We start from the raw sequence: 24,021 nt of genomic DNA, 5'->3' as shown, positions 1-24,021 counted from the left end.
CGCACACCCCCTTCATTTATTTTCCATTTATAATCTTACAACTTTATTGAGTATTCTGTCAATTGTTTTTTTACACACCGAATAAAAATATACGCTACATCATTTTGAAATAAGGGAATCTTCTGTAAGAAAGGGCATACAAAATAAAAAAAGAATAAGAAATCGTTTTCACAAACATTTCATTTGAAAAATGTTATCAAACCCCCTACAATCACCTTATACTCACTCTTACAAGTTGCTATTTTAGGAGGACTAATCATGACAACTAGCAATACGTACAAATTTTATTTAAACGGAGAATGGAGAGAAACCTCTTCAGGAGAAACAATCGAAATTCCATCTCCATACTTACACGAAGTAATTGGACAAGTACAAGCAATTACTCGCGGAGAAGTAGATGAAGCAATTGCATCTGCAAAAGAAGCTCAAAAATCATGGGCGGAAGCTTCTCTACAAGATCGCGCAAAATATTTATATAAATGGGCTGATGAGCTCGTAAATATGCAAGATGAAATTGCCGATATTATTATGAAAGAAGTCGGTAAAGGATATAAAGATGCGAAGAAAGAAGTTGTTCGTACAGCTGATTTCATTCGTTACACAATTGAAGAAGCTCTTCATATGCACGGAGAAAGCATGATGGGCGATAGCTTCCCTGGCGGAACGAAATCTAAACTTGCGATCATCCAACGCGCACCACTTGGTGTTGTATTAGCAATCGCACCATTTAACTACCCAGTAAACTTATCTGCTGCAAAACTTGCACCAGCATTAATTATGGGTAACGCTGTTATTTTCAAACCAGCAACTCAAGGTGCAATTAGTGGTATTAAAATGGTTGAAGCACTACATAAAGCTGGCCTTCCAAAAGGTCTTGTAAACGTGGCTACAGGACGTGGTTCTGTAATTGGTGACTACTTAGTAGAACACGAAGGCATCAATATGGTATCGTTCACAGGTGGTACAAATACAGGTAAACATTTAGCGAAAAAAGCTGCAATGATTCCACTTGTATTAGAACTTGGTGGTAAAGACCCTGGTATCGTTCGTGAAGATGCTGACTTACAAGATGCTGCAAACCATATCGTAAGCGGTGCATTCTCTTACTCTGGTCAACGTTGTACAGCTATTAAACGTGTACTTGTACACGAAAACGTAGCGGACGAGCTTGTTGGCTTATTAAAAGCGCAAGTAGCCGAACTATCAGTTGGATCTCCAGAACAAGACAGCACAATCGTTCCATTAATCGACGACAAGTCTGCTGATTTCGTTCAAGGCTTAGTTGACGATGCTGTTGAAAAAGGTGCAACAATCGTTATCGGTAATAAACGTGAGCGTAACTTAATTTACCCAACATTAATCGACCACGTAACAGAAGAAATGAAAGTTGCTTGGGAAGAGCCATTCGGCCCAATCCTTCCAATCATCCGTGTTTCTTCAGATGAACAAGCAATTGAAATTGCTAACAAATCAGAGTTCGGTCTACAAGCAAGTGTCTTCACAAAAGACATTAACAAAGCATTTGCAATTGCTAACAAAATCGAAACTGGTTCTGTTCAAATTAACGGACGCACAGAGCGCGGCCCTGACCACTTCCCATTCATCGGTGTAAAAGGTTCAGGTATGGGCGCACAAGGTATTCGTAAGAGCCTTGAGTCTATGACACGTGAAAAAGTAACTGTATTAAACTTCGTTTAATCTTATATGTAGAAGCTGATCTAGTTTTAGATCAGCTTCTTTTTATATCAAATAATTATTCATTCCTAATAACAAACTCTTCTCTATAATCTGATTATTACTATATCCATTGACGTATAAAAATACATTTGTTACTCTTAACTACGTTAATTTAATATTTAAATCCTCATTCGTATCTCGGTGAGGTAGAGGTTGCAATCATTAAGAGTATCGTTTCAGGAGATGTAGTGGCATTGATGAAGGAATGAGAAAGGAATGATTGCCGAAGTAAGTCGTGTCCACCATGCACACTTGCTGGGTCTGCATTTAATAAGTGCAGAACTGTCACAAACGAAACGTTTCGTTTGTGGAGAGCTATCGAGAGGTATGTCGTGGGTTTCTTATAAGATAGAAAGCATGTAGCGGCAAATTACGTGCTTTTTTTGTTTTGTTTGGGACTTCTCTTCTCTACTAAGAAGACATACATATCTCCTCGCTTGACTTGGTTATACTAACTTTGGAGGTATTTTCTATGCAACAAAAAAAATGGGGCTTTTGGGTACTAACAGCTTTCGTTGTCGGTAACATGGTTGGCGCTGGGATTTTCATGGTGCCAAGTACGTTGGCACAAACAGCAAGCCCTCTCGGTGTCACTTTAGCTTGGTTAACAACAGGGTTTGGTGTTTTAATGCTAGCTCTTGTTTTCGGTAATTTAGCAATTCGTCGTCCTGATTTAACGACAGGACCACAAAGTCATGCATATGCTTTATTCTCATCACCAAAAAAGAAAAAAATGGCTGGTTTCAGTATGGTATGGGGATATTGGGTTGCAAACTGGGCAAGTAACGTTGCCATCATTACGTCTTTCGCGGGATATTTATCACTCTTCTTCCCAATCATGAAAGATACACGACTACTATTTTCAATCGGTTCTTTTAACATAGAAGTCGGAAAACTAATTACATTTACTATTTGTTCCATCTTACTTTGGGGAACTCATATTATATTAACAAACGGTGTAAGCGGAGCTGGAAAGCTAAACTTCTTAGCAACAACAACGAAAGTAACTGGATTCCTTTTATTCATCGTCGTTACGTTATTTGCATTCGAGGCTTCTAAGTTTGGACAATGGTACACACCGATGATCGATAAATCAGGTGTATCACATGGCCTTCTTTCACAAGTAAATTTAGCCGCTCTTACAACGCTTTGGGCATTTATCGGAATTGAATCAGCAGTACTTTTATCAAATCGTGCTACCTCTCCTAAAACAGTAAAACGCGCAACGGTTGCTGGATTACTTATTACAGTTGCGATTTACTTAGGAATTACAATTTTAACAATGGGTGTACTTCACGTTGATAAATTACAAGCTTCTGAACGTCCATTAGCAGACGCATTAAACGCTGCAATGGGGCATGGTGGCGGGAAACTGATGGCATTACTTGCTCTTACTTCCCTATTCGGTTCTATATTAGGATGGATTTTATTAAGCTCAGAAGTGCCGTATCAAGCAGCAAAAGAAGGTTTCTTCCCTTCCTTCTTCACGAAAACAAATAAAAAAGGAAGTCCAATTTATTCATTACGATTAACAAACATTATGTCGCAAGTGTTCTTATTCTCAACATTATCAGGAACCATTGCGGAAGCTTATACATTCGTTATTACCGTATCAACACTAGCCTACCTCATTCCATATCTCGTTTCACCAATCTTCCAGTTAAAACTAGTCGCAACTGGTGAAACATATAAAAATGAAATGCGGGCAAGAATTACAGATGGTATAGTCGCAGTAATCGCACTTTGCTACGCACTATGGGTTATTAAAACCGGCGCAGCCGATATCAAAACGTTCCTTCTCGGAATTGGTTTATTCGTAATCGGATTTGCTTTCTATCCATTAATGAATCGTGATGAGAAAAAAAATAACAAAAAGAAAAACGGGCAAGTTGCATAACGCAATTTGCTCGTTTTTTCTTTTATAAAACATATATAATAGAACAAAGAGGTGAAAAACATGTCAATTGAATCACTATGGAGCAGCCGCTTCCAACAACATATGCAAAATATCATTACATACTTTGCACGTATGATTAACGGTTTACTATATAGCTTTATCTTCGTTGCCTGTATAGGTGCTTACTATTACGCAAAGTTTCTTAAGACAGCTCCTTCTAAAGGACTATCTTTATTACTTATTACAATCGTCCTAACAGCGATTATAACGAGATGCCCTATCCGTACATTTATTCAAAAACCTGATGCTGTCTATTTGCTTGCATTAGAAGAGAAACTAACATCTTATTTTAAAAAATCTCTTCTATATAATTACATCATTCAGCTTTTCCCATTATTATTTACGTTCCTTATTCTCGTTCCACTTGCCCTGCAATCATTACAATTAACTGTACCTTTTTTATGTACAATCTTTATCGTTTTAATGATTACGAAAGCTTGGAATATATACACACATTGGATGTGGCGTGATGGTCATGAAAAAAACATATGGTTAATTATTCGTATTGCTTGTAACGCCTTAATCATTTACATGCTGTTTTACTCAGCAAATGTTCTCATATTGGGCGGATTACTCTTACTACTTGCTTTCCTGCTTCTATATACGAAAAAACAGCCTACAAAACGAATACCGTGGGATTACATAATTGAACAAGAAGAAAAAATGGACGTTCGTTTTTATCAATTTGCTAGCATTTTCACCGATGTTCCGCAACTGAATAAGCAAGTAAATAAAAGAAAATGGCTTACAAATTGGATTGAACCTTTATTACATAAAAAAGGAGCAACTTTCTTCTATTTACATACACTAGCATTTTTACGCGGGAATGATTATTTCGGTATATATATTCGTTTAGGGTTGATCGGTGCCTTCGCCTTATATTTTATACCAAACATATACGTAAAAGGTGCTATCGTTTACATCGTCCTATATATGATCTCTATGCAGCTCCGTTCCCTGTGGAAATATTTTTCGGGAAATATTATCGTAGCATTATATCCAATTGATACTGAAAAACGAATGAATCAATTTCTTCGTTTAATCTTTATATTGCTAATCATTCAACTCATTGTATTTTCAATTGTTATACTCATTGCTACGGGACAATTTTTACATAGCCTTATCATTATGATTATCGGGTTACTCTGGATCAAATTTGTTATTGTACCAAAAACGAAGCAACGCGTTTCTTCATTTTAACGAAAAAAATCATCTTAAAAGCCAAGGAGAAAATAAAGTATCTCCTTGGCTTTTTTATTTTTCTTCCTCAAACAAGAATCACTGAAACAACCGATATTTTTGATTTTTACATACAAAAACGATAATACATGTTTACATCCTAATAAAAAGGGTATGTATTAAATTAACAGGGCAAAGGAACTGGAGGGAATGAAAAAACATGAATTAAAGTTTCACTTTATAAAAGGCATTGCTCAAAGATGATTCTGGAACCGATACTATAATGTAAGGAGCTGACTGCAATGAGTAAAAAAATTGCTATTTTAATAACGGATTATTTCGAGGATACAGAATACACAGAGCCAGTAGAGGCTTTTAATCAAAAGGGATATGAATTAACAACTATTGAAATGGAAAAAGGTAAAACGGTACACGGTAAACAAGAAAAAAGTGAAGTCGTAATTGATAAAAGTATTGATGATGTTTCTCCAGAGAACTTTGATGCCCTCTTCATACCAGGCGGATTTTCCCCAGATATACTTCGTGCAGATGAGCGTTTTGTTCGCTTTAGTAAAGCATTTATGGATGCGAAAAAACCTGTCTTTGCTATTTGTCACGGACCACAGCTACTTATCACTGCACAAACACTTGAAGGACGCGATGTGACTGGATATAAATCTATTGAGGTCGATTTGAAAAATGCCGGTGGAAATTTTCATAACAAAGAAGTAGTCGTATGCCAAAATCAGTTAATCACAAGTAGACAACCGGAAGACATTCCCGCGTTTATTAAAGAATCGTTGCGTATATTAGGATAGTTATTATAGATTAACCAAAGTAGCTAAATGGCTACTTTGGTTAATCTTTTTTATTTGTATGAAAAACAAGATTCACACCATATAAGACATTTTTTCATCCATATAAAAGTAAATAAGAAGAGCGCATCTCCAAATTTCTAATCACTCTTTATAGGCAACTCTCATATAGTGAAAATGACTATATAATTCTTATCCATAAGCTAAATAATGATTTCACACATATATAAATAAAAAAGATGGGAGCCTTATTATGAACAACACTCCACCTTCAATGCCCCCAACGCCAACGGCAACGAATAAGCGTGAAATAACCTTACAAACGTTACGTGTCGTTGGACTTATTGTACTTATTAGTGGCTACATATTAGTCGCTCTTTCTGAAGTCGGTACATTAAAAAATCTTTTGCTACAACCTAGCACTACTCCAAATTTAGCTGCAGTTGATCCGTTTTAAACTTGAAATACCAATTATTTTATTTTCAGTTTCCCTTTTGTTCTTCTTGAATAGTACCAGCACCATAATCAAAATAATAATCCATTACTTGTGCTAACCATGTATCTTCCTCTTCTGTAAATGGAGATGGAGGCATTTCACCTGTCTCTTCTCCCTCTATCTCTTTCAGCTCTTTAACCATTCCTTCATCCATAAGTGACAATGTAGAACAAACAGCTTCATTAGCCTTTTCCATCCACCATGCAACCAACTCCTGCACTTCTAAATCATCAACTGGTCTCCCAGCTAATTTCTTCACTCTTTTTACATAGTGAAGAAATTCTTTATCACCTTGTACTACAGTTTCTTCCGAATGATCAAATAGAAGGCTCACTATTTCTTCTGGAATATGTTTTTCAAGTCTTTTCCGCTCTAGGTTCTCTACTTCTATACTTCTAATTAAATATATTAAAACTGTACTATCTATTTCCGCTTCGTCTTCTAATAATACCTGTATACGATGAATAGCACCCAATACAAGCTCAATATGCTCTTTTTTATTCTTCAAAGCTTTTTGTTGTAATTTCAGGCTTTCACGAAAACTTAAATCTACAGTAGATTTATCCATCATCTCACTTATTTCATCTAAACTGTAGCCTAAAAATTTAAAGGTCACAATTCTTTGTAACGTTTGTACATCACATTCTGTATATAACCGATGACCTGAACGAGGATTTTTCTCGGGATTAAGTAGACCTATTTCATCATAATAATGTAACGTCCGAATAGATATTCCTGTTTTTTTTGAAAATTCTCCAATGGAAAAGTACTTTTTTTCATTCATCTTATATTACTCCTTACATTATCTTGTTGCCCTTCTGTGTCTTCATCATAATACCTCACGTAACTGTAGATTCAAGGAGAATTTATTACAATAAATCCTCTTATTATTTCCCGAAATAATTATTTATATAATTTTTAACCAATATGAGAAATATCATCTCTCTCATACCCCTTCTCTTTCCCTATCGCCTTCATAAATAATAAAATACTGCTCATACCAACGATAAAGTACAGAGCACTCATGCCCCAAGATGCAATAAATGAACCTAGCATAACACCTAATGCCCCGTTCATTTTTGCCACTTGAAAGACCATTCCGTTAATCGCCATATATGAACCTCTCGCCTCATTTGGCACCATATCTGCCATAATAGATTGACGTACTGGCACATACATCATCTCTCCGACCGTTTGGAAAAGCCCTGCAAATAATAAAATCCATAAACTATTGCTCGTTCCGAGTATTGTAAATCCAATTGTGTAAATGAATAAGCCTACATATAAAATTTTCAAATCGTTGAAGCTTTTTAGCATTTTAATAAGAAGTGCTGAACATAACACAACTAAAATTGTATTCTCTGCTGAAATCCAGCTCAGCATACGAATACCTGTTAAATCAAACGTAAAACCATTCCCGAAGAAAAAGTGCACCGTTTCAAATTCCTTCTGCAAACGTACTTTGAAACTCTAACGATAATGTACATATACTCGCTGCACAAAAAATTAAAAATGCTCTATCTTTCATCACGACTTTATAACTATCTGCCATATCTTTTAATACATTTTTCTTCTCTACTGTTTTTCGTACTACATACACCTCTTCCATATATACAGCCATCACATATAAAGTAATAACGGCAATAACTGTTAATCCGATAAACAATTGCAATCTATAGTTCTCAAATAGTAATCCGCCAAATATCGCTCCAATTGCAATTGATAAATTAATTGTCCAGTAGTTAATGCTGTACATCACCTTTCGATTCTCAGGTGTACTCACATCAATTAACATCGCCTCTGTCGCAGGATTCATAAGTCCAGACCCTAAACTATTCACTAACATAAACACAAATGTTAGCAACGGTGAATCTACGTAATCCGAATTCGCAACTCCCATACAAGCAATGGAAATGACTTGTATACTTTGACCGATAATCATTACCTTTTTACGTCCAAGTCGATCTCCAACATATCCACCGTATAAGCCAATTACTAATGAAGCTATGACATTAATGAGTAGTAACGCACCAGCCATCGCACTACCTAACTTTATTGAAAAATAAATCGCCATAAATGGAAAAATCATCGTAGACACAGTACGTGTTAAAAATGAAGTTATAATTCTAATCTTTATATTTCGATGCATACTCCAAAATCCCATTGTTTCCCCCTCCTTATGCTTACTTATTTTACTTTGAAAAAGAGGAAGAAAAAGGTTAGAATATTCTAAAGAGTTTCCCCTTTTATTATAGAAGGAAGTGTATATATGAAAATTATGGACTATTACATTCGGTTAAGATTACATGCACAAGATCAACATCATATCCGAAATAGCTTACAAGAATTAGCGGATGTTTTATATTGCAGTACAAAAAACGTAAAGATTTTATTAAAGAAAATGAGCGAGGAGCAATTAATTAGCTGGACTCCAGGGCGAGGACGCGGAAATAAAACAGAAATTCTATTTTCACATAATTTCGTAGAAGCAATTGAATCCTATACAGATGAACTGTTAGCGCAAGAAAAATTAAAGGACGTTTTTCTTCTTTTAAAAGAACCCCTACCCCTTGCACTTCAAAAAAAGATAGAAAATAAACTACATCATCATTTTGGATACGAACCTTCAAATGATATGTACGACATATTAAAGATTCCTATATCGAGAAAGATATTCCCCTTAGATCCGGCTTTTGTGGCTGTAACTACAGAAAGCCATCTTACGAGTCAAATTTTTGATATGTTAGTCGTTTATAACGATGTTACGGAAAAAATGGAACCACACATTGCGCATACGTGGGAATTAAGTGAAGACGGGCTTACGTGGACTTTTTATTTACGAAAGGACATTCATTTTCATAACGAAACAGTTTTAACTTCTAAAGATGTACAATTTTCATTTGAAAGACTAAAAGAAGTCCATTCCCCTTTCGAATGGTTAACAGAAGAAATTGTTCAAATTGAAACACCATCACCACTGCAAATACGGTTCCATTTAGCAAAACCCAACCTTTTCTTCTTACACTATGTAAGTTCCATACAACTAGCAATTTTACCGCGTGATGTGAGTATCGAAAATCATCATTATATAGGTACGGGACCTTTCAAACTTGCTCATTACTCTGAAGATAATATCGTACTCGAAGCATTCACTCATTATTTTAAAGAGCGCGCATTATTAGACCGTATTGAATTTTGGGGTATTCCTGATCATGTACAAATCGATGCTGATTATGAACTACCAAATGAAGAAGAAAATGAAAGACATAATATACAAATAGAAGAAATAGGTTGTATTTATGCTGGCTTCAACTTTACAAAACCTGGTCCTCATCACGATATTTACTTTCGAAAAGCTTGGAGAGAACTATATGATGTTGAAATGATACTTCGTAACATAGAAGGAAGACGAACAATTGCTGCATCAAGCTTTTTCCCTGAAAGAAGTCGCCAAGCTTCTAAAAGGTCTTACTCTTTAGAAAAAGCGAAAGAGTATTTAAAAAAGAGCACTTATAATGGAGAGACGATACATATTTACTTCTTCGCATTTAAAGATAGTGCAAATGATGCATATTTCCTAAAAGAACGATGTGAAAGTTTAGGTATACAAGTAGAGCTTCACCCATTTCTCGTTTCAGATTATATGGATCGTTCTATTGATCAACATGCCGATATTATTTTCATGGGAGAAGTATTTGCTGCCGATCATGAACTTGCATTCTTAAATGTATTTAAAAATAAAAGCTGCTTCGTAAGCCGGTTCATGGACCCGCACTATGAAAAACAAATTAACTGTTTGTTAGATACATTTTTATTAGAAGAAAATAAAGAGAAACGCTATGAGCTCATGTATGAGATAGAAGAATTTTTACAAACAGAACACATCATTTTATTTAACTATCACGTTTTAAAAAGAAAAACATATCCTTCTTCTTTAAAAAACGTAACGATTGATTCATTCGGTTGGGCAAATTTTGCGAAGTTGTGGATACAACCATCCACGTATTAAAATGTGAGTCATTACAAAAGGAGAAGAACCATGAAACGCACCCTAGAAAAAAGACTTTCCTATCTATACACAGGTGAGTTATTTTCAGTCATTACTTTTATTTTCACAAGTTACTTACTTAATTATGCTTATCCTACGTTACATTTATATTCTCTATATTCTTTTTGGGTCTCATTTCTTCTTTTAGAGTTTATCTTATTACAAGGAGTAATTTACTGGTACGTAAAGTGGAAACGACTAAAAAAAGAGAAAACATCTGTTACCCCTATTAGGGTGGTTCAATATTTAAAAATACTTCAAAAGATAAATATAGCATTAATTATCACGGGATTTGTTACGTTTACTATTGATTTTGTAATTTGGTATCCCCACTTACCTTTAGGCGGACTATCATTCACTCTATTTATTTATATTTTTGCATTACTTGAGTACATTAACTATTATCATACTCAGCTTTCATACGATAACATCTCTGATATTAAACATTTAATCAAATCAAAAAAACTAAAACAGTCCTGTATAAGTAAAGATTTTCAACGTATTTCACAACATGAAACTTAATTAGTGAGAGTTTTGTTCATCCCACTAATTATTCACCCCCCACAAATAGCAGGATAAAACAAAAACCCCTTACCATCGTAAGGGGTTTTATTACTTCGCAAAACTTTCAGCTAGCTGTTTCTCTCTCCACATAAATGTAATGCCGAGACCAACTATTAAAACAACTCCTGAAAATGCATATGGATAATGAATATTTATATCAAATAATATTCCGCCCATCGCTGGTCCTGCTATATTTCCTAAACTCGTATAAGTTGAGTTCATACCAGCAACGAATCCTTGCTCTTTTCCAGCTGCTTTTGATAAAAACGTCGTTAAAGCCGGACGCAGTAAATCAAATGCAAGGAAAATAAAGCAAGTAACGAGAAGTACAATCCAATAATTAAAGACTACAGTTGAAACGAACGCTAATACTGCACCTACAATTAAACATATTTGAATTAATACTTTTTCACCAAACATGTCAACTAATTTTCCAAACATAAATACTTGCACAACTACCCCAAAGATTGAACTAATTGTAATAATTGCCGCAATATCTTTCGGTGTGAATCCAAACTTATGATCAGAAAACAGACTAAACACAGTTTCATACGCTGATAATCCGAATGCAAGTACAAATACGATAATAAATGCGATTGCATACATTGGATGTAATGATTTCTTTAAATCTCCAATAAAGCTTGATTCTTTCGTATTAGAAGAAATCTCTGCAAGCTCTTCTTTCGTTAACGGTTCTTTTAAAATAAAGATCGAAATCACACATGCCACAAAGGCAATTACTGCTGCTACAAAGAACGGCACACGTATACCGTATTCTGCAATAAATCCGCCAATTCCAGGCCCTATAATAAATCCGGTACTAATTGCTGCAGACAAGTATCCCATCGCCTTTGGACGTTCCTGCATAGATGTAATATCAGCAACATATGCCGTAACACCAGGCATAATAAACGCAGCACTAATTCCGCCTAACAGCCTCGCTGCATAGAGCATCCATACATCTGTTCCTAATCCAAAAAGAAGCTCTGAAACACCAAAAATAAATAAGCCAATGATTATCATTTTCTTCCTACCATAAAGGTCGACCCACCGGCCTGTGATAGGTGAAGCAATAAGCTGAGCCATTGCAAACACTGCAACGAGATAACCCATCGTCTTACCTGTTAAATTCATGTCATTCATAAAGGACGGCATAACCGGAATGATTAATCCAATCCCTAAAAAAGCGATAAATATATTACTCAAAAGAATGACCAATACCATCTTTTGTTCTTTTATCGGTTTCTTCACTTTTTAACACCTCTTCCCGAAAATTCCTCTCAAAAAATAATGCCCAAGAAGCTTTTTATTTATCCTGCTCCTTGTGAGCTAATAATGAGTGGAGATGCCCCACTCATTAGAATTTCACTCTATCCTTCCACACATACATAAGTATTAGGTGAATGACTATCATTCATTTTTCCTCAAAAATGAACCTACCTTCTCAGACAGGTTCATCTTACTACTTCTTTATATGTAGTGCATGTGTTAAAAAATCTAGTACTTCTGCCTTTTGTAGCTCGACTTGCTCATCATCTTTATGATCATATAAATAAACTTGTTCCGCTGCTGATTCAACAAGGTCGATAAATAACTTCGCTGTTCGCTCTGCATGAACCGAATCACGAATTTCACCAGCTTCTTTCGCCTCATTTAAAAATTCACTTAGCCACATATAAAGAGGCTCATACACAGCTTCCCATTCTTTTATATGTTCTGTAGATGCAAGACCTGCATACATTAAAGCTTGTATTTCACGATATTCAGCTATGAAGTTAAACACCGCATCTATCACTTGCGTAACCTTACTTGAGAAAGGCGCATCATTTTGCACTTTTTCTTTCACTGCAAGTATCATCTTTTCAACCATCACTTCTGCTATTGCAGGCATAACAGATAACTTAGAAGGAAAATATAAATAGAAGGTTCCTTGTGCAATGCCAGCCAATTTCACGATATCAGAAATCTTCGTTTTTTCAACGCCCTTTTCCTGAAACACTTCAATAGCTGCATAGACAATTTTCTCTTTTTTATTCATCATCTAAACCCTTTCACACGCGTATTGAATGACTGTCACTCATTTTATAAAATAATTAGCTGTACTGTCAATTATCGTGCACTTTTTATAATAAAAATCTCCTAACGACTTGTTAGGAGATACAGTGTATCTTTACGAAAGAGCCTTTAATCCTGTCACACCACATACAATAAGAGCCACACTGATCAAACGTGCCTTACTTTTCGATTCACCAAACAGGAACATATTTAATAAAACGGCACCGGCTGTTCCAATACCAATCCAAACTGCATACGCAACACTGACTTGTAAAAATAAGAAAGATGTATACAAGAATGCGAAGGATGTAGCAAATCCACCTATATAAAGCGCTCCATTTGCTAATGTTTTATCTTTACTATACATTTTTAAACCGATTACACCGACTATTTCACTAATTGCAGCACAAAATACGAAAAACCAACCCATCTTTAAGCAGCTCCTTCCACAGTTTCTTCTTTATTATCAGCTAGCTTTAAACCGATAACGCCAGCTACAACCATCACGATAAAGAATAGTTTCCCTACACTGAAACTTCCACCGAAAAGGAATACATCCATTAAGAAAGTACCTACCGTACCAGCTCCGGCAAAAATGGCATATACAGTTCCTGTCGCGAGATGTTCACAAGCTTTAGAAAGGAAGTGAAAATCAACAGCGATAACTCCTAAAATAATAATCCAATGCCACCAAGTATCAGCGGTATTAACACCAAACACCCAAAAAATTTCAAAAATACATGTTAATATGACATATAACCAAGCTCTATTCTTCATACCTCTCACCTCTTATGACTGACTATCAGTCATTTTTGTTTTAAAAAAATATTCCCTTTCATCACTACTATATATAAACAACTATCATCCTCATTTACCATTATATTTGTGCCATTTCTAAGCTAACTACATCCTGTTACACAAAATGACTGAATGTCATTCATAAATATTGTACATGAATATTTTAAGAACTGTCAATACCGAAAGATTATTTAAAATTTCTTTCCTCTTATTTGTATATTTCCTAATAATCTGCCAATACTGCTAGTAACATAATATTTTCTCCACTCCCCCTTGGAGAGATCCCTTTAATAGAGCAGTTAGCTTTTGCTAGCTGCTCTTTTTTACTTTTGTTTCACCCAACATACCGAATCATCGCCACCTCATCACAATAATCAACCTTTGGACAATGTCTACAATCAATCCATACTTTCTCTGGTAACGCCTCTCTATTCACAAAATCAAAACCGCACTTTTGAAAAAATTCCGTTTCATATGTTAAAGAAATGACTCTACTCACTTTTATTTTCGCTGCCTCATTTATTACATGGTTCACTAACATACGCCCGATTCCTTTTCCTGCATATGTATGCGAAACGACTAATGACCGGACTTCTGCAAGGTCCTCCCCTAACACATGTAAACCAGCAACTCCAACAATGTTCTCTCCTTCTTTCATGACATATAAGCACTGTAAATATTGATAGAGAGATAAAAGAGAACGTGGTAAAACCACTCCCTCTTTTGCGTAAATTTCAATGAGGCTATAAATTTCTTTCACATCACTCGTAACCGCATTACAGATTTTCATATGGTATCCCCTTGCCCCCAATATTAATATTTATAACTTATAATGAATTTTAATACATAATTTTATATAATAATACATCTCTCTTTTCTTCCCGTCAATCACTTTATACAACAAAAAACCAAGCAATCTAATCGATGCTTGGTTCCTCATTTCGTATCGGTAATACTGTCGAATATTTAATTTCACGAAGTGCTAAACTCGTCTGTATCCGTGTAATCCCAAGCTTATTTAGCTTTCTAATAAACTGCTCCAGCTCTTTACGATCACGATTTGCAACCTTCAATAAATAATCATACTCTCCTGTTAAACAGTGACATTCTAACACTTCCGGCATCGCTTCTAACTCTTTCTCCAACACGTCAAGTTTATCCGATTGATGAATATTTGTACTCATAAAAATGAAGCATAACAAATCAAAACCAAGTTTTTCTTGATTTAAAATGGCTACTTGCTTATCAATGAACCCTTCCCCATCTAATCTTTTTATTCTCGCATGCATCGCAGCTGGTGATAAATTAACGCGTCTTGCAAGCTCTGCATTACTTACTTGTGATTCCTTCTGCAATATATCTAAAATTTGTACGTCTAAATCATCTAACACTTTAATAACTGATGACTCCATCAAAATTCCCCCTTTTTATTACCGATGATTATTCGAAAAAACACACCTTAACCTATATAAAACTGAACCTTTTATTATGAAATACATCTATAACGAAATATTTTATTGATTTTTAACCATTATACAAAAGAATATATTACATAATAAAGAAAAATGCTAAAATTATTTACAATTCACATTGATTACAACAAAGGGGATTTTAATATGCCTTATTTTTATGTCTTTTTACTATTATTAACGAGCTTATTATGGGGAGGAAATTTCGTCGTTGGAAAATCGCTCGTTAATCACGCGTCTCCGATGACACTTACAAGTTTAAGATGGATGATTGCGATCGTTTGTTTATTACCGATCGTATGGTTTAAAGAAAAGAAAATCATTCCACCTCGTGCCGCAATACTTCCGTTAATACTAATGGGGATCTCAGGGGTCGCTCTTTTTAACATCTTTCAATTTTTAGCACTAGAAAAAACATCCGCAACGAATGTAGGGCTTATTTCTACATTAAATGCGATTTCAATTGCATTATTTTCTGTTTTATTTCTAAAAGAAAAAGTAAATACACTTCAAATCCTATCCATGGTTCTTTCATTCTTTGGGGTTATTCTTGTCCTATTAAAAGGTAACTTTGCACTTTTATTTTCACTACATTTTAATAGCGGCGATTTATGGATGATTGCGGCTGTTTGTATTTGGGGAATCTATTCTGTTTGTAGTAAATGGGCAACAAAAACAACGACACCACTCATGGCAACATTATACTCAGGAATTTTCGGCGTTATTCTATTACTGCCCTTTAACATAGGGAGCTTCACTGTTACAAACATAAATACTTCTTTCCTAACATCACTTTTATATACTGGGCTTATTTCCACAGTTCTTTGTATGGTGTTCTGGAATATTGGCGTGCAAAAATTAGGGGCTACGACATCCGGTATTTTTCTAAACTTCAATCCAATTTTCACAGCTATTTTAGCATTCCTTTTCCTCGGAGAAGAACTAACGTGGATACAAATTTTCGGGACAATGATCGTTGTGACGGGATGTTATTTATTTTCTCATTTCAAAACGGTTACTGTTCAGCCAACTAGAGCTTTAATGCGAAAACATTCTTAATGAAAAAACATCGTCATCTGAGTTGGCGATGTTTTTATTTATTCTTCATTTCTTTTATATACTGCTTTTCCTCTTCTGGTGATAAACGTTCAGTTGCCTTGCCAGTATCTCCACCTTGAAGTCTCCATAAAAAGTTGTGCTCCTCAACAGTTTGAGAAAAATCTCCTTTTTCCCATCTATTTATAATAGAAAATAACTTCATTTTATATTGAAAACCTGTACTATTTTCAATATCTCTTTTTACATTAGAAATTTCCTTTTTTGTCATCTCTACAAATCCCCATTTTTCAGAGGATTTTACCTTTTGGTGTACCATTTTGTGCATAGTAGAAATAATTTCACCTTCACTAACTTGTGGAAATTCTTCTGCAACTTTCTTCTCTTTTTCGTTTGCCACTTGCTGGGTTTGAATATTTTTATTTTCTTTTTCCACATATGCAAGCAATTTCTTTCCGCCAACTATAGACGAGAAAATTACTATAATTGTAATGCATATACCTACGATCCATTTAAAAAGCATTAGCTCTTCATCGCTTCCCTAACAAGATGACTATCTACATACTGCTTAAACTTCACAATTTTTCCGTTCTTAAGTTGCCATACATGAACAAACTCTGCTTCAAATGATTTTCCCGTTTCTTTATAAACCCCTGAATAAACACCTTCAGCAATAATTACATCTTTTTCGTTTACTTCATGGTACGTATTTACACTCGCTTTATAATCACCCCATTCTGATCCTAATCGGCTAAATACATTTTCCATTATTGCTTCTACACCTATATAAGTTCCCCCGTATGGAAATCCTTCTGCCTCTGTCCATTCTACTTTTTCAGAGAGGGCTTCTACTAAATGTTTTGCATTTGAAGAAGCTGACCCTTCATACGTGCTTCGAATAATTTCTAAATTTGATTTAGGCATATTACTTCCTCCCGTTTTATTTATTTTTCACACAAGATGTAACCAATAATGTTACATCTTGTGTGAAAAAATATTTAAATTGTTTTATTCTTAATCTACTAGTTGTAATTATTATAGTTACAACAATGGTTCAAGTCAACAATTTATAAATAAGTTTACTTCGCTTTCATTACTTTCTCTTTTACGAAACGATCTACATATCCTTCTGCTTTTACAACAAATAAATACGCACCCATTGCTAATAATGCAAGATCTAATTCATATCCTGGATTCTTTCCATCTCCTAATAAACCTGCTGCTCCATTTACCTTTACGATAGCTCCAGCTAAAATAAGAGCGAATAACAATCCTACATATCTTACGCCTAAACCGATAATTAATAATATACCACCAACTAATTCAACTGTTGCTACGCCATATGCAAGACCACCTGGTAAGCCGATGCTTGTAAACCATCCTGCTACGTTATCGATACCTGATTGAAACTTCGCTAAACCGTGTGCAAAGAACGTTACTCCTAACACAATACGAATAATTAAATTCCCAATATATTGGTTCATTTTAAACTCTCCTTTTTGTTTTGTTATGGTGAACTTTTATTTACAAGTCAAAACAATACGGTATTTCATTTCATTCGTCAAATACTTTTTTTAAGAAAACAAAAAACATTATCCCTTTTACGGATAATGTTTTCTTACAAAGTAGCGCTAATTCAAGCTTTTACTCTATCGCACAAAAAAGTTGAAACATTTTTCCAGCGCTAACATACGGCAATAAAGACAAGTCTTCTTCCACAACCATTCCAACAACGTTCACTTTCTCATCTGCAGGTAAATCATGTGTGGCAACTTGCATCTCTCCTGCATATCTACCGTACAATTCATTATCAATTGTAATGCTGCCTTTCTTTCTTGAAATGGTAGACACCGGCTGTAACACGACTTTATTTTCTTCTCGCGATTCTACAGAACGAATGACATCACGAGCTGGATCTAGTCTATTTGTATGCACTCGTTCCACCACTTTTAATGCTTCCTTATCAGATATAAACGATTTGTACCGCAGCGGAATAATTCCTCTGCTCGCACTCGCGATCTCTTGTACACTTTCTAGACTTCCGCTTATATCCCCAATTAACACCTTATCGACACCACAACCTTGTACAAGTTCTAAGTACGCTTCAAGCGGGCGCATATTGCGGTGCTTTTCTAACGTTGGTAAGCCTTCATATAACGGACCTCGTTTTTCACCATCTCCCGGAATAAATGCCATCGTTTTTATTCCGCACTCATGTAAGTATTCGTTTTGTTTTTGTAAAAAGGACTTTGCTAGTCCTGTTTCTGGACGCGGATAAAAATTATGCCAAGCTTCCACATTCTCTACTTTTATATTTTCTATGATTAACTCTTTCCAAAATGAATCTGTAATCGTACTCGCATTTAAAGCTACTTTCATTTTATGAGATACGCGTGCGATTTCTTTCGGCGTGATGCCGTAGTCCATTCGTAAACCAGTAATGCCCCAGTCTACTAACTCTTCGACATTTTCGTACGTCATTCCTAAATGGTGTAACGATTTTGGAGAAACATCGACCATTAATTCCATTTCATTTTCAAGAGCCTGTTTCCCAAGTATTTGAATTAACTCTTTATACGTACCAGGATCATCCTCTGGTATATGAAGTGATGTGAAAATAGATGAAAACCCGTTTTCCTTCGCCACTTTTAGCCACTCTTCTTGCTTCTTAACTCGTTCTTTTGCAAGATAAATTGAAACTCCTATCATATAAATCTCCCTTTCTATGAATAGAAAAAGAGAAAGGAATCCCTTTCTCTATATGTTTTCTGCCATTTCTTCTTTGAATCCGAAGAAGTACGTAAAGATGAATCCGAACGTATATGCCACTACTAATCCAAGGAAATATAATAAATAGTAACTACTCAGCTTCCTCACGGAGGCTTTTTTCATTTACTAGTCTGATATGTACTTTTTGTGTGAATACTAGATATATCATACAAGGAGGTGGTATTTATGTTGAAAAAACAAGAAATTCTAGCTGTCTATCAAAAGGGACCTCAAGCTATTTGCGATTTTGTTCATCAATTAGAAAGTCAAATACAGAATTTAAAAGAGCGTATAGAAGAATTAGAAAATCGTTCAAAAAAAAACTCTACAAATAGTCATAAACCACCCTCTACAGATGGTTTTCGTAAGCCTATTACAAAAAGTTTGCGAAAATCATCCCAGCGTCAAACCGGTGGCCAGTTGGGCCACAAAGGACATACTCTTGGTTTGACAGCGACTCCAGACCATACAATTACATATTCTCCTACCTATTGTACTTGTTGCTATACTTCTTTAGACCATGAGCCTGTAAAAGGATACCGCATTCGCCAAGTGTATGATTTACCACCTATCCAGATAGAAGTGACGGAACATAAAGTGGAACAAAAAGAATGCCCACATTGCCATTCTATTCAAGAATCCCAGTTTCCTTCTACTGTCTCTCGTCCTGTTCAATATGGTCCAAATATAAAAAGACTAATCCCCTATTTAACGCATTATCAGTGTCTTTCTTTAAAAAGAACAAAAGAATTCTTTCAAGATTGTTTTGGACATTCTATCAGTGAAGGAACGTTAGTCAATCATACAAACAGTTTTTCGGCTCAATTGCAGCCTTTTCTCCAAGAAGTAAAAGACCAGATCCTTCAGTCTTCTGTTGTCCATTTTGATGAAACCAGTATGCGTGTAGAAAATAAAACACAATGGTTACATACTGCCAGTACACCGGAGGTGACATTGCAACATATTCATCAAAAACGCGGAAAAGAAGCAATGGATGCTGGAGAAATCTTGCCGTCTTTTTCTGGAATCGCGATGCATGATGGTTGGAAATCATATGATGCGTATACAGATTGTCGTCACGTATTATGTAATGCCCACCTCTTACGAGATTTACAAGGAATTATAGATAGTACCGGAGAAAAATGGGCACAACAGATGCAGGAGTTTTTAACGCAAGCCTTAACGCTAAAAAAACAATACAAAGGACTCCTGCCAAAAGCAGAGCAAGAGAATCTGTCGACTGCCTATCAAGCTATATTAAAAGAAAAACAAGTATTTTCTTCAGAACCAAAAAAGAAAGGAAAACAGACGCCTGCTCAAAATTTATGGAATCGCTTCGTCAAATATGCTGACAGAATTCTAGCATTTTTAGAACATCCAGACATTCCATTTGATAACAATCAAGCAGAACGGGATATTCGAATGACGAAAGTCAAACAGAAAGTGTCTGGAACGTTTCGAAGTAAGAAAGGCGCAGAATCTTTTTGTCAGATACGAAGCTTTATAAGCACCATGAAAAAACAAAAACAATCTGTCTTACAAGCGATAGGTCAGGTTATAGAAACCGGAACGGTTCCTTGGAATTGCACGATTTCATAAGAGAAATTCTCGATTCGATCTAGATTCTTTCTCTTATGGGCATATTTTTTTTCATGTTTTCGAATTGGAAACATGTATTTAGCATGCTTTTTTGTCTGAGGAAGCTGAGTAGTTACAATAAATATTTATTATCAGCAATTAACGGAATTAATGATAATCCTGATACACCGATTCCGAGTGCGGCTGTTTTCATAACTGCTTGGAATGCACCGCCAACTGCTGCACCTAAACAAGCTGTAAGAAACGGTTTCCCAAGTGGTAATGTAACCCCGTATAATAACGGTTCGCCAATTCCTAAAAATCCAACTGGTAATGCACCTTTAATTACGTTACGAAGTCGTTTGTTTTTTGTTTTTACAAAAATCGCAATCGCTGCTCCTACTTGCCCAGCCCCAGCCATTGCTAGTACTGGTAATAAAGGTGTTACGTGCGTTTGATTAATAAACTCCATATGAATTGGTGTTAAACCGTGATGTAATCCGACCATAACGAGAGGTAAAAATGTTCCAGCAAGCACTGCTCCAGCAAATGCGCCGCCAATACTTAAAATACCATTAATTCCGCTTGTAATTCCTTCAGATAAGAAACCTGCTACCGGCTGAATGGCTAACATCGTTACGATACTCACCACTAACACAGTAATAAGCGGCGTTACAATAATATCAACTGCATTTGGCACTGCTTTTCGAACTTGTCTTTCTACTACAACCATAAGCCATGCTGCAAAAATAACTGCAAACAATCCGCCCCGTCCGGGTACGAGCGCTTCACCGAATAATTTTACGTTCGCCATCGCTGGGTTAAAAATTAAAATACCAGCAATCGCCCCAAGAACTGGTGTCCCGCCAAACTCTTTCGCTGTATTCCAGCCGACCAAAATTCCTAAGAATGTAAAGATACCGCCGCCAATAAGTAATAGCATTTGTAGCCACGTTGCATTCGGATCAGCACCTGCGTTTTTCGCAAAGTTAGCGACCCCGTTTATAATACCTGACGCCACAAGACCAGGAATTAACGGAATGAAAATACTTCCTATTTTTCTTAAAAAGTTTTTCACTGGTGTATTATTTTTCTTCTTAATCTCTGACTTCATTTCTTGCCCAAGGTCTTCAAGGTGATGATCTGCCACCTCACCAATTCGCAGTCCTGTTAAGCCTTCCATTTCGGCTGCTACTTTATTTACTGTCCCTGGGCCAACAACAACTTGAAGCGTCTCATCTTCAATAACGCCCATAACCCCTTCAACCTTTTTTAAAAGGTCCATATTCACTTTACTTTCATCATGAAGCGTTAATCGCAGTCTCGTCATACAATGAGCAATGCCACGAATATTTTTTACTCCCCCCAAGTTGCTCTGATATTTCTTTGGCCATTCTCTCTTCTTTCTTCATAATAGAATCCCCCTCCCTATTATTTTATAGTGCCTTCTTCACAAACCCTTTCGCTTCTTTTAATTTCTCCAGTGCTTCCCCATACTCACACTGTAGTAACACCATAACAATCGCAGCTTTCACATTACGTTCTGCCTTTTCATAATACTCTGCTGCTACTTCATAACTAACCCCTGTTGCTTCCATAATAATTCGCTTTGATCGTTCTACTAACTTTTCATTTGTAGATTGAACATCTACCATTAAGTTTTTATATACTTTCCCCACACCAATCATAGAAGCTGTTGAAATCATATTAAGTACTAATTTTTGCGCTGTACCAGCCTTCAAACGCGTTGAGCCTGTTAAAATTTCTGCGCCTGTTTCTACTTCCACATTTAGTTTTGCATATTTACTTATTTCAGCATTTTTATTACAAGAAATACTCGCCGTGCTCGCTCCGACGCTAGCCGCGTACTTCAAACCGCCAATGACATAAGGAGTTCGACCACTTGCCGCAATTCCAATCACTGTATCTTTCTCGTTTAATCCAATACTTTTTAAATCTTCTTCTGCTAACCCTTCGCGGTCTTCTGCACCTTCTACCGCCTTAGTAAACGCTTTCGATCCACCTGCTATAAACCCTTGCACCATTTTATTATCTGTGCCAAATGTCGGCGGACATTCCACCGCATCTAAAATACCTAAACGGCCACTCGTACCAGCCCCAATGTAAATTAAGCGGCCCTCATCTTCAAAGGATTTAATAACAACACCTACAACCTTTTCAATTTCTTCTATTTCATTTTCAACTGCTAACGCAACAGTTCGATCTTCTTCATTCATACTTTGCAGAACTTCTTTTATGCTCATCTCATCTAAATTCGTCGTCTTCTCATTACGATGTTCTGTCGATAAATTTTCTAACATATTATCACCCACTTTGAAATTTAATTTCATACTTTCATTATAACTTCAAGAAATTTAAAATCAACACTACTTTATTATTTTATGAAATTTTATTTCTCTTCATGACGAATTTATCCCACTTTAACTGGCAGTAAGATCCCCATCTCAAATTCAGCGAAAGCAAAGAAGATAGGTGGGGGATCAACTGCCTGTAAAAGTCCGATTGGTGAGGGCTGATAATAAGTGGGGGATGAACACCCCCACTTATTAAAGTTTCACTTTATGGCAGTATACAAAAAAAGATGGGTTTCCCCATCTTCTCATTTTAACTTCCGTAACCGCAAAGCTTCTTCTCTTGTCTCCATAAATTGATCCAACACTTTATTCCCAATACGATTAAAAGTAATCACATATAGAGCATCTATCATGTTCAATTGCGTCATTCTTGAAGCAATACTTGCAATACGATGATCTTGCTCTACATCTGGCATACAAAGACGAATATCGCCCTCTTTATATAACGGTGATGATTGATCGAGCTTTGTAATCGCAATAACAGTTGCACCTTGTCTCTTCGCATATTGCGCCATTTCAAGCACATCTTTCGTTCGACCAGATGTTGAAATCGCCACAAATATATCGCCCTCTTTTAAATTCGTCACAAGCGGCAACATCATATGAAAATCAGATAGCGTCATCGCTGTAAATCCGAGCCTTGTAAATTTATAAGCCCCGTCCATCGCCGGAGTAGCTGATCCGCCTACTCCGTAAAATATAATTTTATCTGCATTTACAATACGATCTGCAGCTTTCTCAAGTTCCTTTTTATCTATTGCAGTAACGCTCGCCTCAATTGCAGCTTTATTCACATATGTAACTTTATTAAACAAATCATACGGGCCATCTTCCGTATTCATCACTGAAAAATCGTTAATATTATAATCAGCAATCGTTAATTCACGAACGAGCGCTATCTTAAATGCTTTAAAACTCCCAATCCCAATCGATTTACAAAAGCGAACAACACTCGCCTCACTTGCGCCTGCATTCGTTGACACTTCTTTCGTCGTTAAGTTTGGAACAATCTCTGCATTCTCCATTATATACATGGCAACCTTCTTTTCAGCTGGTGAAAATTGATCCATATTATTTTCAATTTTAAATAGTAACGTTGAAGCTTTCACTATTTAACCTCCACTT

The 24,021-nt window shown here is 35.9% G+C and carries 22 protein-coding genes, 2 pseudogenes and 1 riboswitch; of the genes and pseudogenes, 9 read left to right on the top strand and 15 right to left on the bottom strand.

Annotated features, from left to right (window positions below; genetic code table 11):
• Positions 1 to 258 precede the first annotated feature (258 nt).
• The 5 genes from gapN to QCI41_RS22645 all read left to right on the top strand — a co-directional run bounded on the left by gapN (position 259) and on the right by QCI41_RS22645 (position 6,145).
• Complete coding sequence (gene gapN, locus QCI41_RS22665) at positions 259 to 1,698, top strand: NADP-dependent glyceraldehyde-3-phosphate dehydrogenase (protein WP_046956681.1); 1,440 nt, start codon at positions 259 to 261, stop codon at positions 1,696 to 1,698.
• A 178-nt stretch (positions 1,699 to 1,876) separates the two neighbouring features.
• A riboswitch (Lysine riboswitch) is annotated at positions 1,877 to 2,063 on the top strand.
• A gap of 146 nt (positions 2,064 to 2,209) precedes the next feature.
• The gene (locus QCI41_RS22660) at positions 2,210 to 3,634 is read left to right on the top strand and encodes an amino acid permease (RefSeq protein WP_353836621.1); all 1,425 of its coding nucleotides are present in this window, start codon (positions 2,210 to 2,212) and stop codon (positions 3,632 to 3,634) included.
• A 60-nt stretch (positions 3,635 to 3,694) separates the two neighbouring features.
• A complete protein-coding gene (locus tag QCI41_RS22655) occupies positions 3,695 to 4,894 on the top strand; it encodes an ABC transporter permease (RefSeq protein WP_353836622.1) in 1,200 nt (399 codons plus the stop codon).
• A 281-nt stretch (positions 4,895 to 5,175) separates the two neighbouring features.
• A complete protein-coding gene (locus QCI41_RS22650) occupies positions 5,176 to 5,691 on the top strand; it encodes a type 1 glutamine amidotransferase domain-containing protein (protein ID WP_353836623.1) in 516 nt (171 codons plus the stop codon).
• A gap of 250 nt (positions 5,692 to 5,941) precedes the next feature.
• Entirely contained in the window at positions 5,942 to 6,145 is a 204-nt protein-coding gene (locus QCI41_RS22645) for a hypothetical protein (RefSeq protein WP_353836624.1), read from the top strand.
• Positions 6,146 to 6,170: 25 nt separating this feature from the next.
• Here QCI41_RS22645 and QCI41_RS22640 read toward each other — a convergent pair whose 3' ends face one another.
• Together QCI41_RS22640 and QCI41_RS22635 are read right to left on the bottom strand one after the other, a co-directional pair.
• A complete protein-coding gene (locus QCI41_RS22640; protein WP_353836625.1) occupies positions 6,171 to 6,968 on the bottom strand; it encodes a MerR family transcriptional regulator in 798 nt (265 codons plus the stop codon).
• Positions 6,969 to 7,102: 134 nt separating this feature from the next.
• Positions 7,103 to 8,348 (bottom strand): annotated as a pseudogene (locus QCI41_RS22635) (MDR family MFS transporter).
• Between the two features lie 105 nt (positions 8,349 to 8,453).
• Here QCI41_RS22635 and QCI41_RS22630 point away from each other — a divergent pair.
• Positions 8,454 to 10,193, top strand: coding sequence for an SgrR family transcriptional regulator (locus tag QCI41_RS22630; protein WP_353836626.1), 1,740 nt, complete (start codon positions 8,454 to 8,456; stop codon positions 10,191 to 10,193).
• Positions 10,194 to 10,223: 30 nt separating this feature from the next.
• The gene (locus tag QCI41_RS22625) at positions 10,224 to 10,754 is read left to right on the top strand and encodes a general stress protein (RefSeq protein WP_353836627.1); all 531 of its coding nucleotides are present in this window, start codon (positions 10,224 to 10,226) and stop codon (positions 10,752 to 10,754) included.
• A gap of 90 nt (positions 10,755 to 10,844) precedes the next feature.
• Here the strand turns inward: QCI41_RS22625 and QCI41_RS22620 are convergent, their stop codons facing one another.
• From QCI41_RS22620 to QCI41_RS22595, 6 genes are all read right to left on the bottom strand, one after another.
• Entirely contained in the window at positions 10,845 to 12,047 is a 1,203-nt protein-coding gene (locus tag QCI41_RS22620) for an MFS transporter (RefSeq protein ID WP_353836628.1), read from the bottom strand.
• A 211-nt stretch (positions 12,048 to 12,258) separates the two neighbouring features.
• Entirely contained in the window at positions 12,259 to 12,837 is a 579-nt protein-coding gene (locus QCI41_RS22615; RefSeq protein WP_353836629.1) for a TetR/AcrR family transcriptional regulator, read from the bottom strand.
• 129 nt (positions 12,838 to 12,966) lie between these two features.
• Positions 12,967 to 13,281 carry a DMT family transporter gene (locus QCI41_RS22610; RefSeq protein ID WP_088095282.1) on the bottom strand — a complete coding sequence of 105 codons (315 nt, stop codon included), beginning with the start codon at positions 13,279 to 13,281 and terminating at the stop codon, positions 12,967 to 12,969.
• Between the two features lie 2 nt (positions 13,282 to 13,283).
• On the bottom strand, positions 13,284 to 13,628 hold the full coding sequence (locus QCI41_RS22605; RefSeq protein ID WP_353836630.1) for a DMT family transporter: 345 nt from the start codon (positions 13,626 to 13,628) through the stop codon (positions 13,284 to 13,286).
• A gap of 355 nt (positions 13,629 to 13,983) precedes the next feature.
• Positions 13,984 to 14,439: an N-acetyltransferase gene (locus tag QCI41_RS22600; RefSeq protein WP_353836631.1), complete on the bottom strand. Its 456-nt coding sequence runs from the start codon at positions 14,437 to 14,439 to the stop codon at positions 13,984 to 13,986.
• Between the two features lie 127 nt (positions 14,440 to 14,566).
• The gene (locus QCI41_RS22595; RefSeq protein ID WP_000446100.1) at positions 14,567 to 15,061 is read right to left on the bottom strand and encodes an Lrp/AsnC family transcriptional regulator; all 495 of its coding nucleotides are present in this window, start codon (positions 15,059 to 15,061) and stop codon (positions 14,567 to 14,569) included.
• Between the two features lie 204 nt (positions 15,062 to 15,265).
• Between QCI41_RS22595 and QCI41_RS22590 the strand changes: the two genes are divergently transcribed.
• Positions 15,266 to 16,177 carry a DMT family transporter gene (locus QCI41_RS22590; RefSeq protein WP_353836632.1) on the top strand — a complete coding sequence of 304 codons (912 nt, stop codon included), beginning with the start codon at positions 15,266 to 15,268 and terminating at the stop codon, positions 16,175 to 16,177.
• A 34-nt stretch (positions 16,178 to 16,211) separates the two neighbouring features.
• On the opposite strand, the gene QCI41_RS22585 is transcribed toward QCI41_RS22590, so the two are convergent.
• From QCI41_RS22585 to QCI41_RS22570, 4 genes are all read right to left on the bottom strand, one after another.
• Positions 16,212 to 16,697 (bottom strand): PRK06770 family protein, encoded by a 486-nt coding sequence (locus QCI41_RS22585; protein ID WP_353836633.1) that lies wholly within the window; start codon positions 16,695 to 16,697, stop codon positions 16,212 to 16,214.
• Positions 16,697 to 17,098 carry a nuclear transport factor 2 family protein gene (locus QCI41_RS22580; RefSeq protein WP_353836634.1) on the bottom strand — a complete coding sequence of 134 codons (402 nt, stop codon included), beginning with the start codon at positions 17,096 to 17,098 and terminating at the stop codon, positions 16,697 to 16,699. The genes QCI41_RS22585 and QCI41_RS22580 overlap by 1 nt, the downstream gene beginning before the upstream one ends.
• Before the next feature lie 155 nt (positions 17,099 to 17,253).
• Positions 17,254 to 17,658, bottom strand: a complete 405-nt coding sequence (locus QCI41_RS22575) for a DoxX family protein (RefSeq protein ID WP_001077749.1) — start codon at positions 17,656 to 17,658, stop codon at positions 17,254 to 17,256.
• 160 nt (positions 17,659 to 17,818) lie between these two features.
• Positions 17,819 to 18,883 carry a DUF871 domain-containing protein gene (locus QCI41_RS22570; RefSeq protein ID WP_353836635.1) on the bottom strand — a complete coding sequence of 355 codons (1,065 nt, stop codon included), beginning with the start codon at positions 18,881 to 18,883 and terminating at the stop codon, positions 17,819 to 17,821.
• A gap of 246 nt (positions 18,884 to 19,129) precedes the next feature.
• On the opposite strand from QCI41_RS22570, the gene tnpC reads away from it, so the two are divergent.
• The gene (tnpC, locus tag QCI41_RS22565; protein ID WP_353836036.1) at positions 19,130 to 20,542 is read left to right on the top strand and encodes an IS66 family transposase; all 1,413 of its coding nucleotides are present in this window, start codon (positions 19,130 to 19,132) and stop codon (positions 20,540 to 20,542) included.
• 115 nt (positions 20,543 to 20,657) lie between these two features.
• Here the strand turns inward: tnpC and QCI41_RS22560 are convergent.
• The 3 genes and pseudogenes from QCI41_RS22560 to QCI41_RS22550 all read right to left on the bottom strand — a co-directional run.
• A pseudogene (locus QCI41_RS22560) lies at positions 20,658 to 21,933 on the bottom strand (PTS transporter subunit EIIC); the annotation flags it as partial.
• Positions 21,934 to 21,957: 24 nt separating this feature from the next.
• Entirely contained in the window at positions 21,958 to 22,842 is an 885-nt protein-coding gene (murQ, locus tag QCI41_RS22555; RefSeq protein ID WP_353836636.1) for an N-acetylmuramic acid 6-phosphate etherase, read from the bottom strand.
• Positions 22,843 to 23,141: 299 nt separating this feature from the next.
• Positions 23,142 to 24,005 (bottom strand): MurR/RpiR family transcriptional regulator, encoded by an 864-nt coding sequence (locus QCI41_RS22550; protein WP_353836637.1) that lies wholly within the window; start codon positions 24,003 to 24,005, stop codon positions 23,142 to 23,144.
• Positions 24,006 to 24,021 lie beyond the last annotated feature (16 nt).

Source organism: Bacillus cereus group sp. MG4 (assembly GCF_040460055.1).
Taxonomy (GTDB): domain Bacteria; phylum Bacillota; class Bacilli; order Bacillales; family Bacillaceae_G; genus Bacillus_A; species Bacillus_A wiedmannii.
This window is presented reverse-complemented; position numbering and strand designations above follow the sequence as displayed.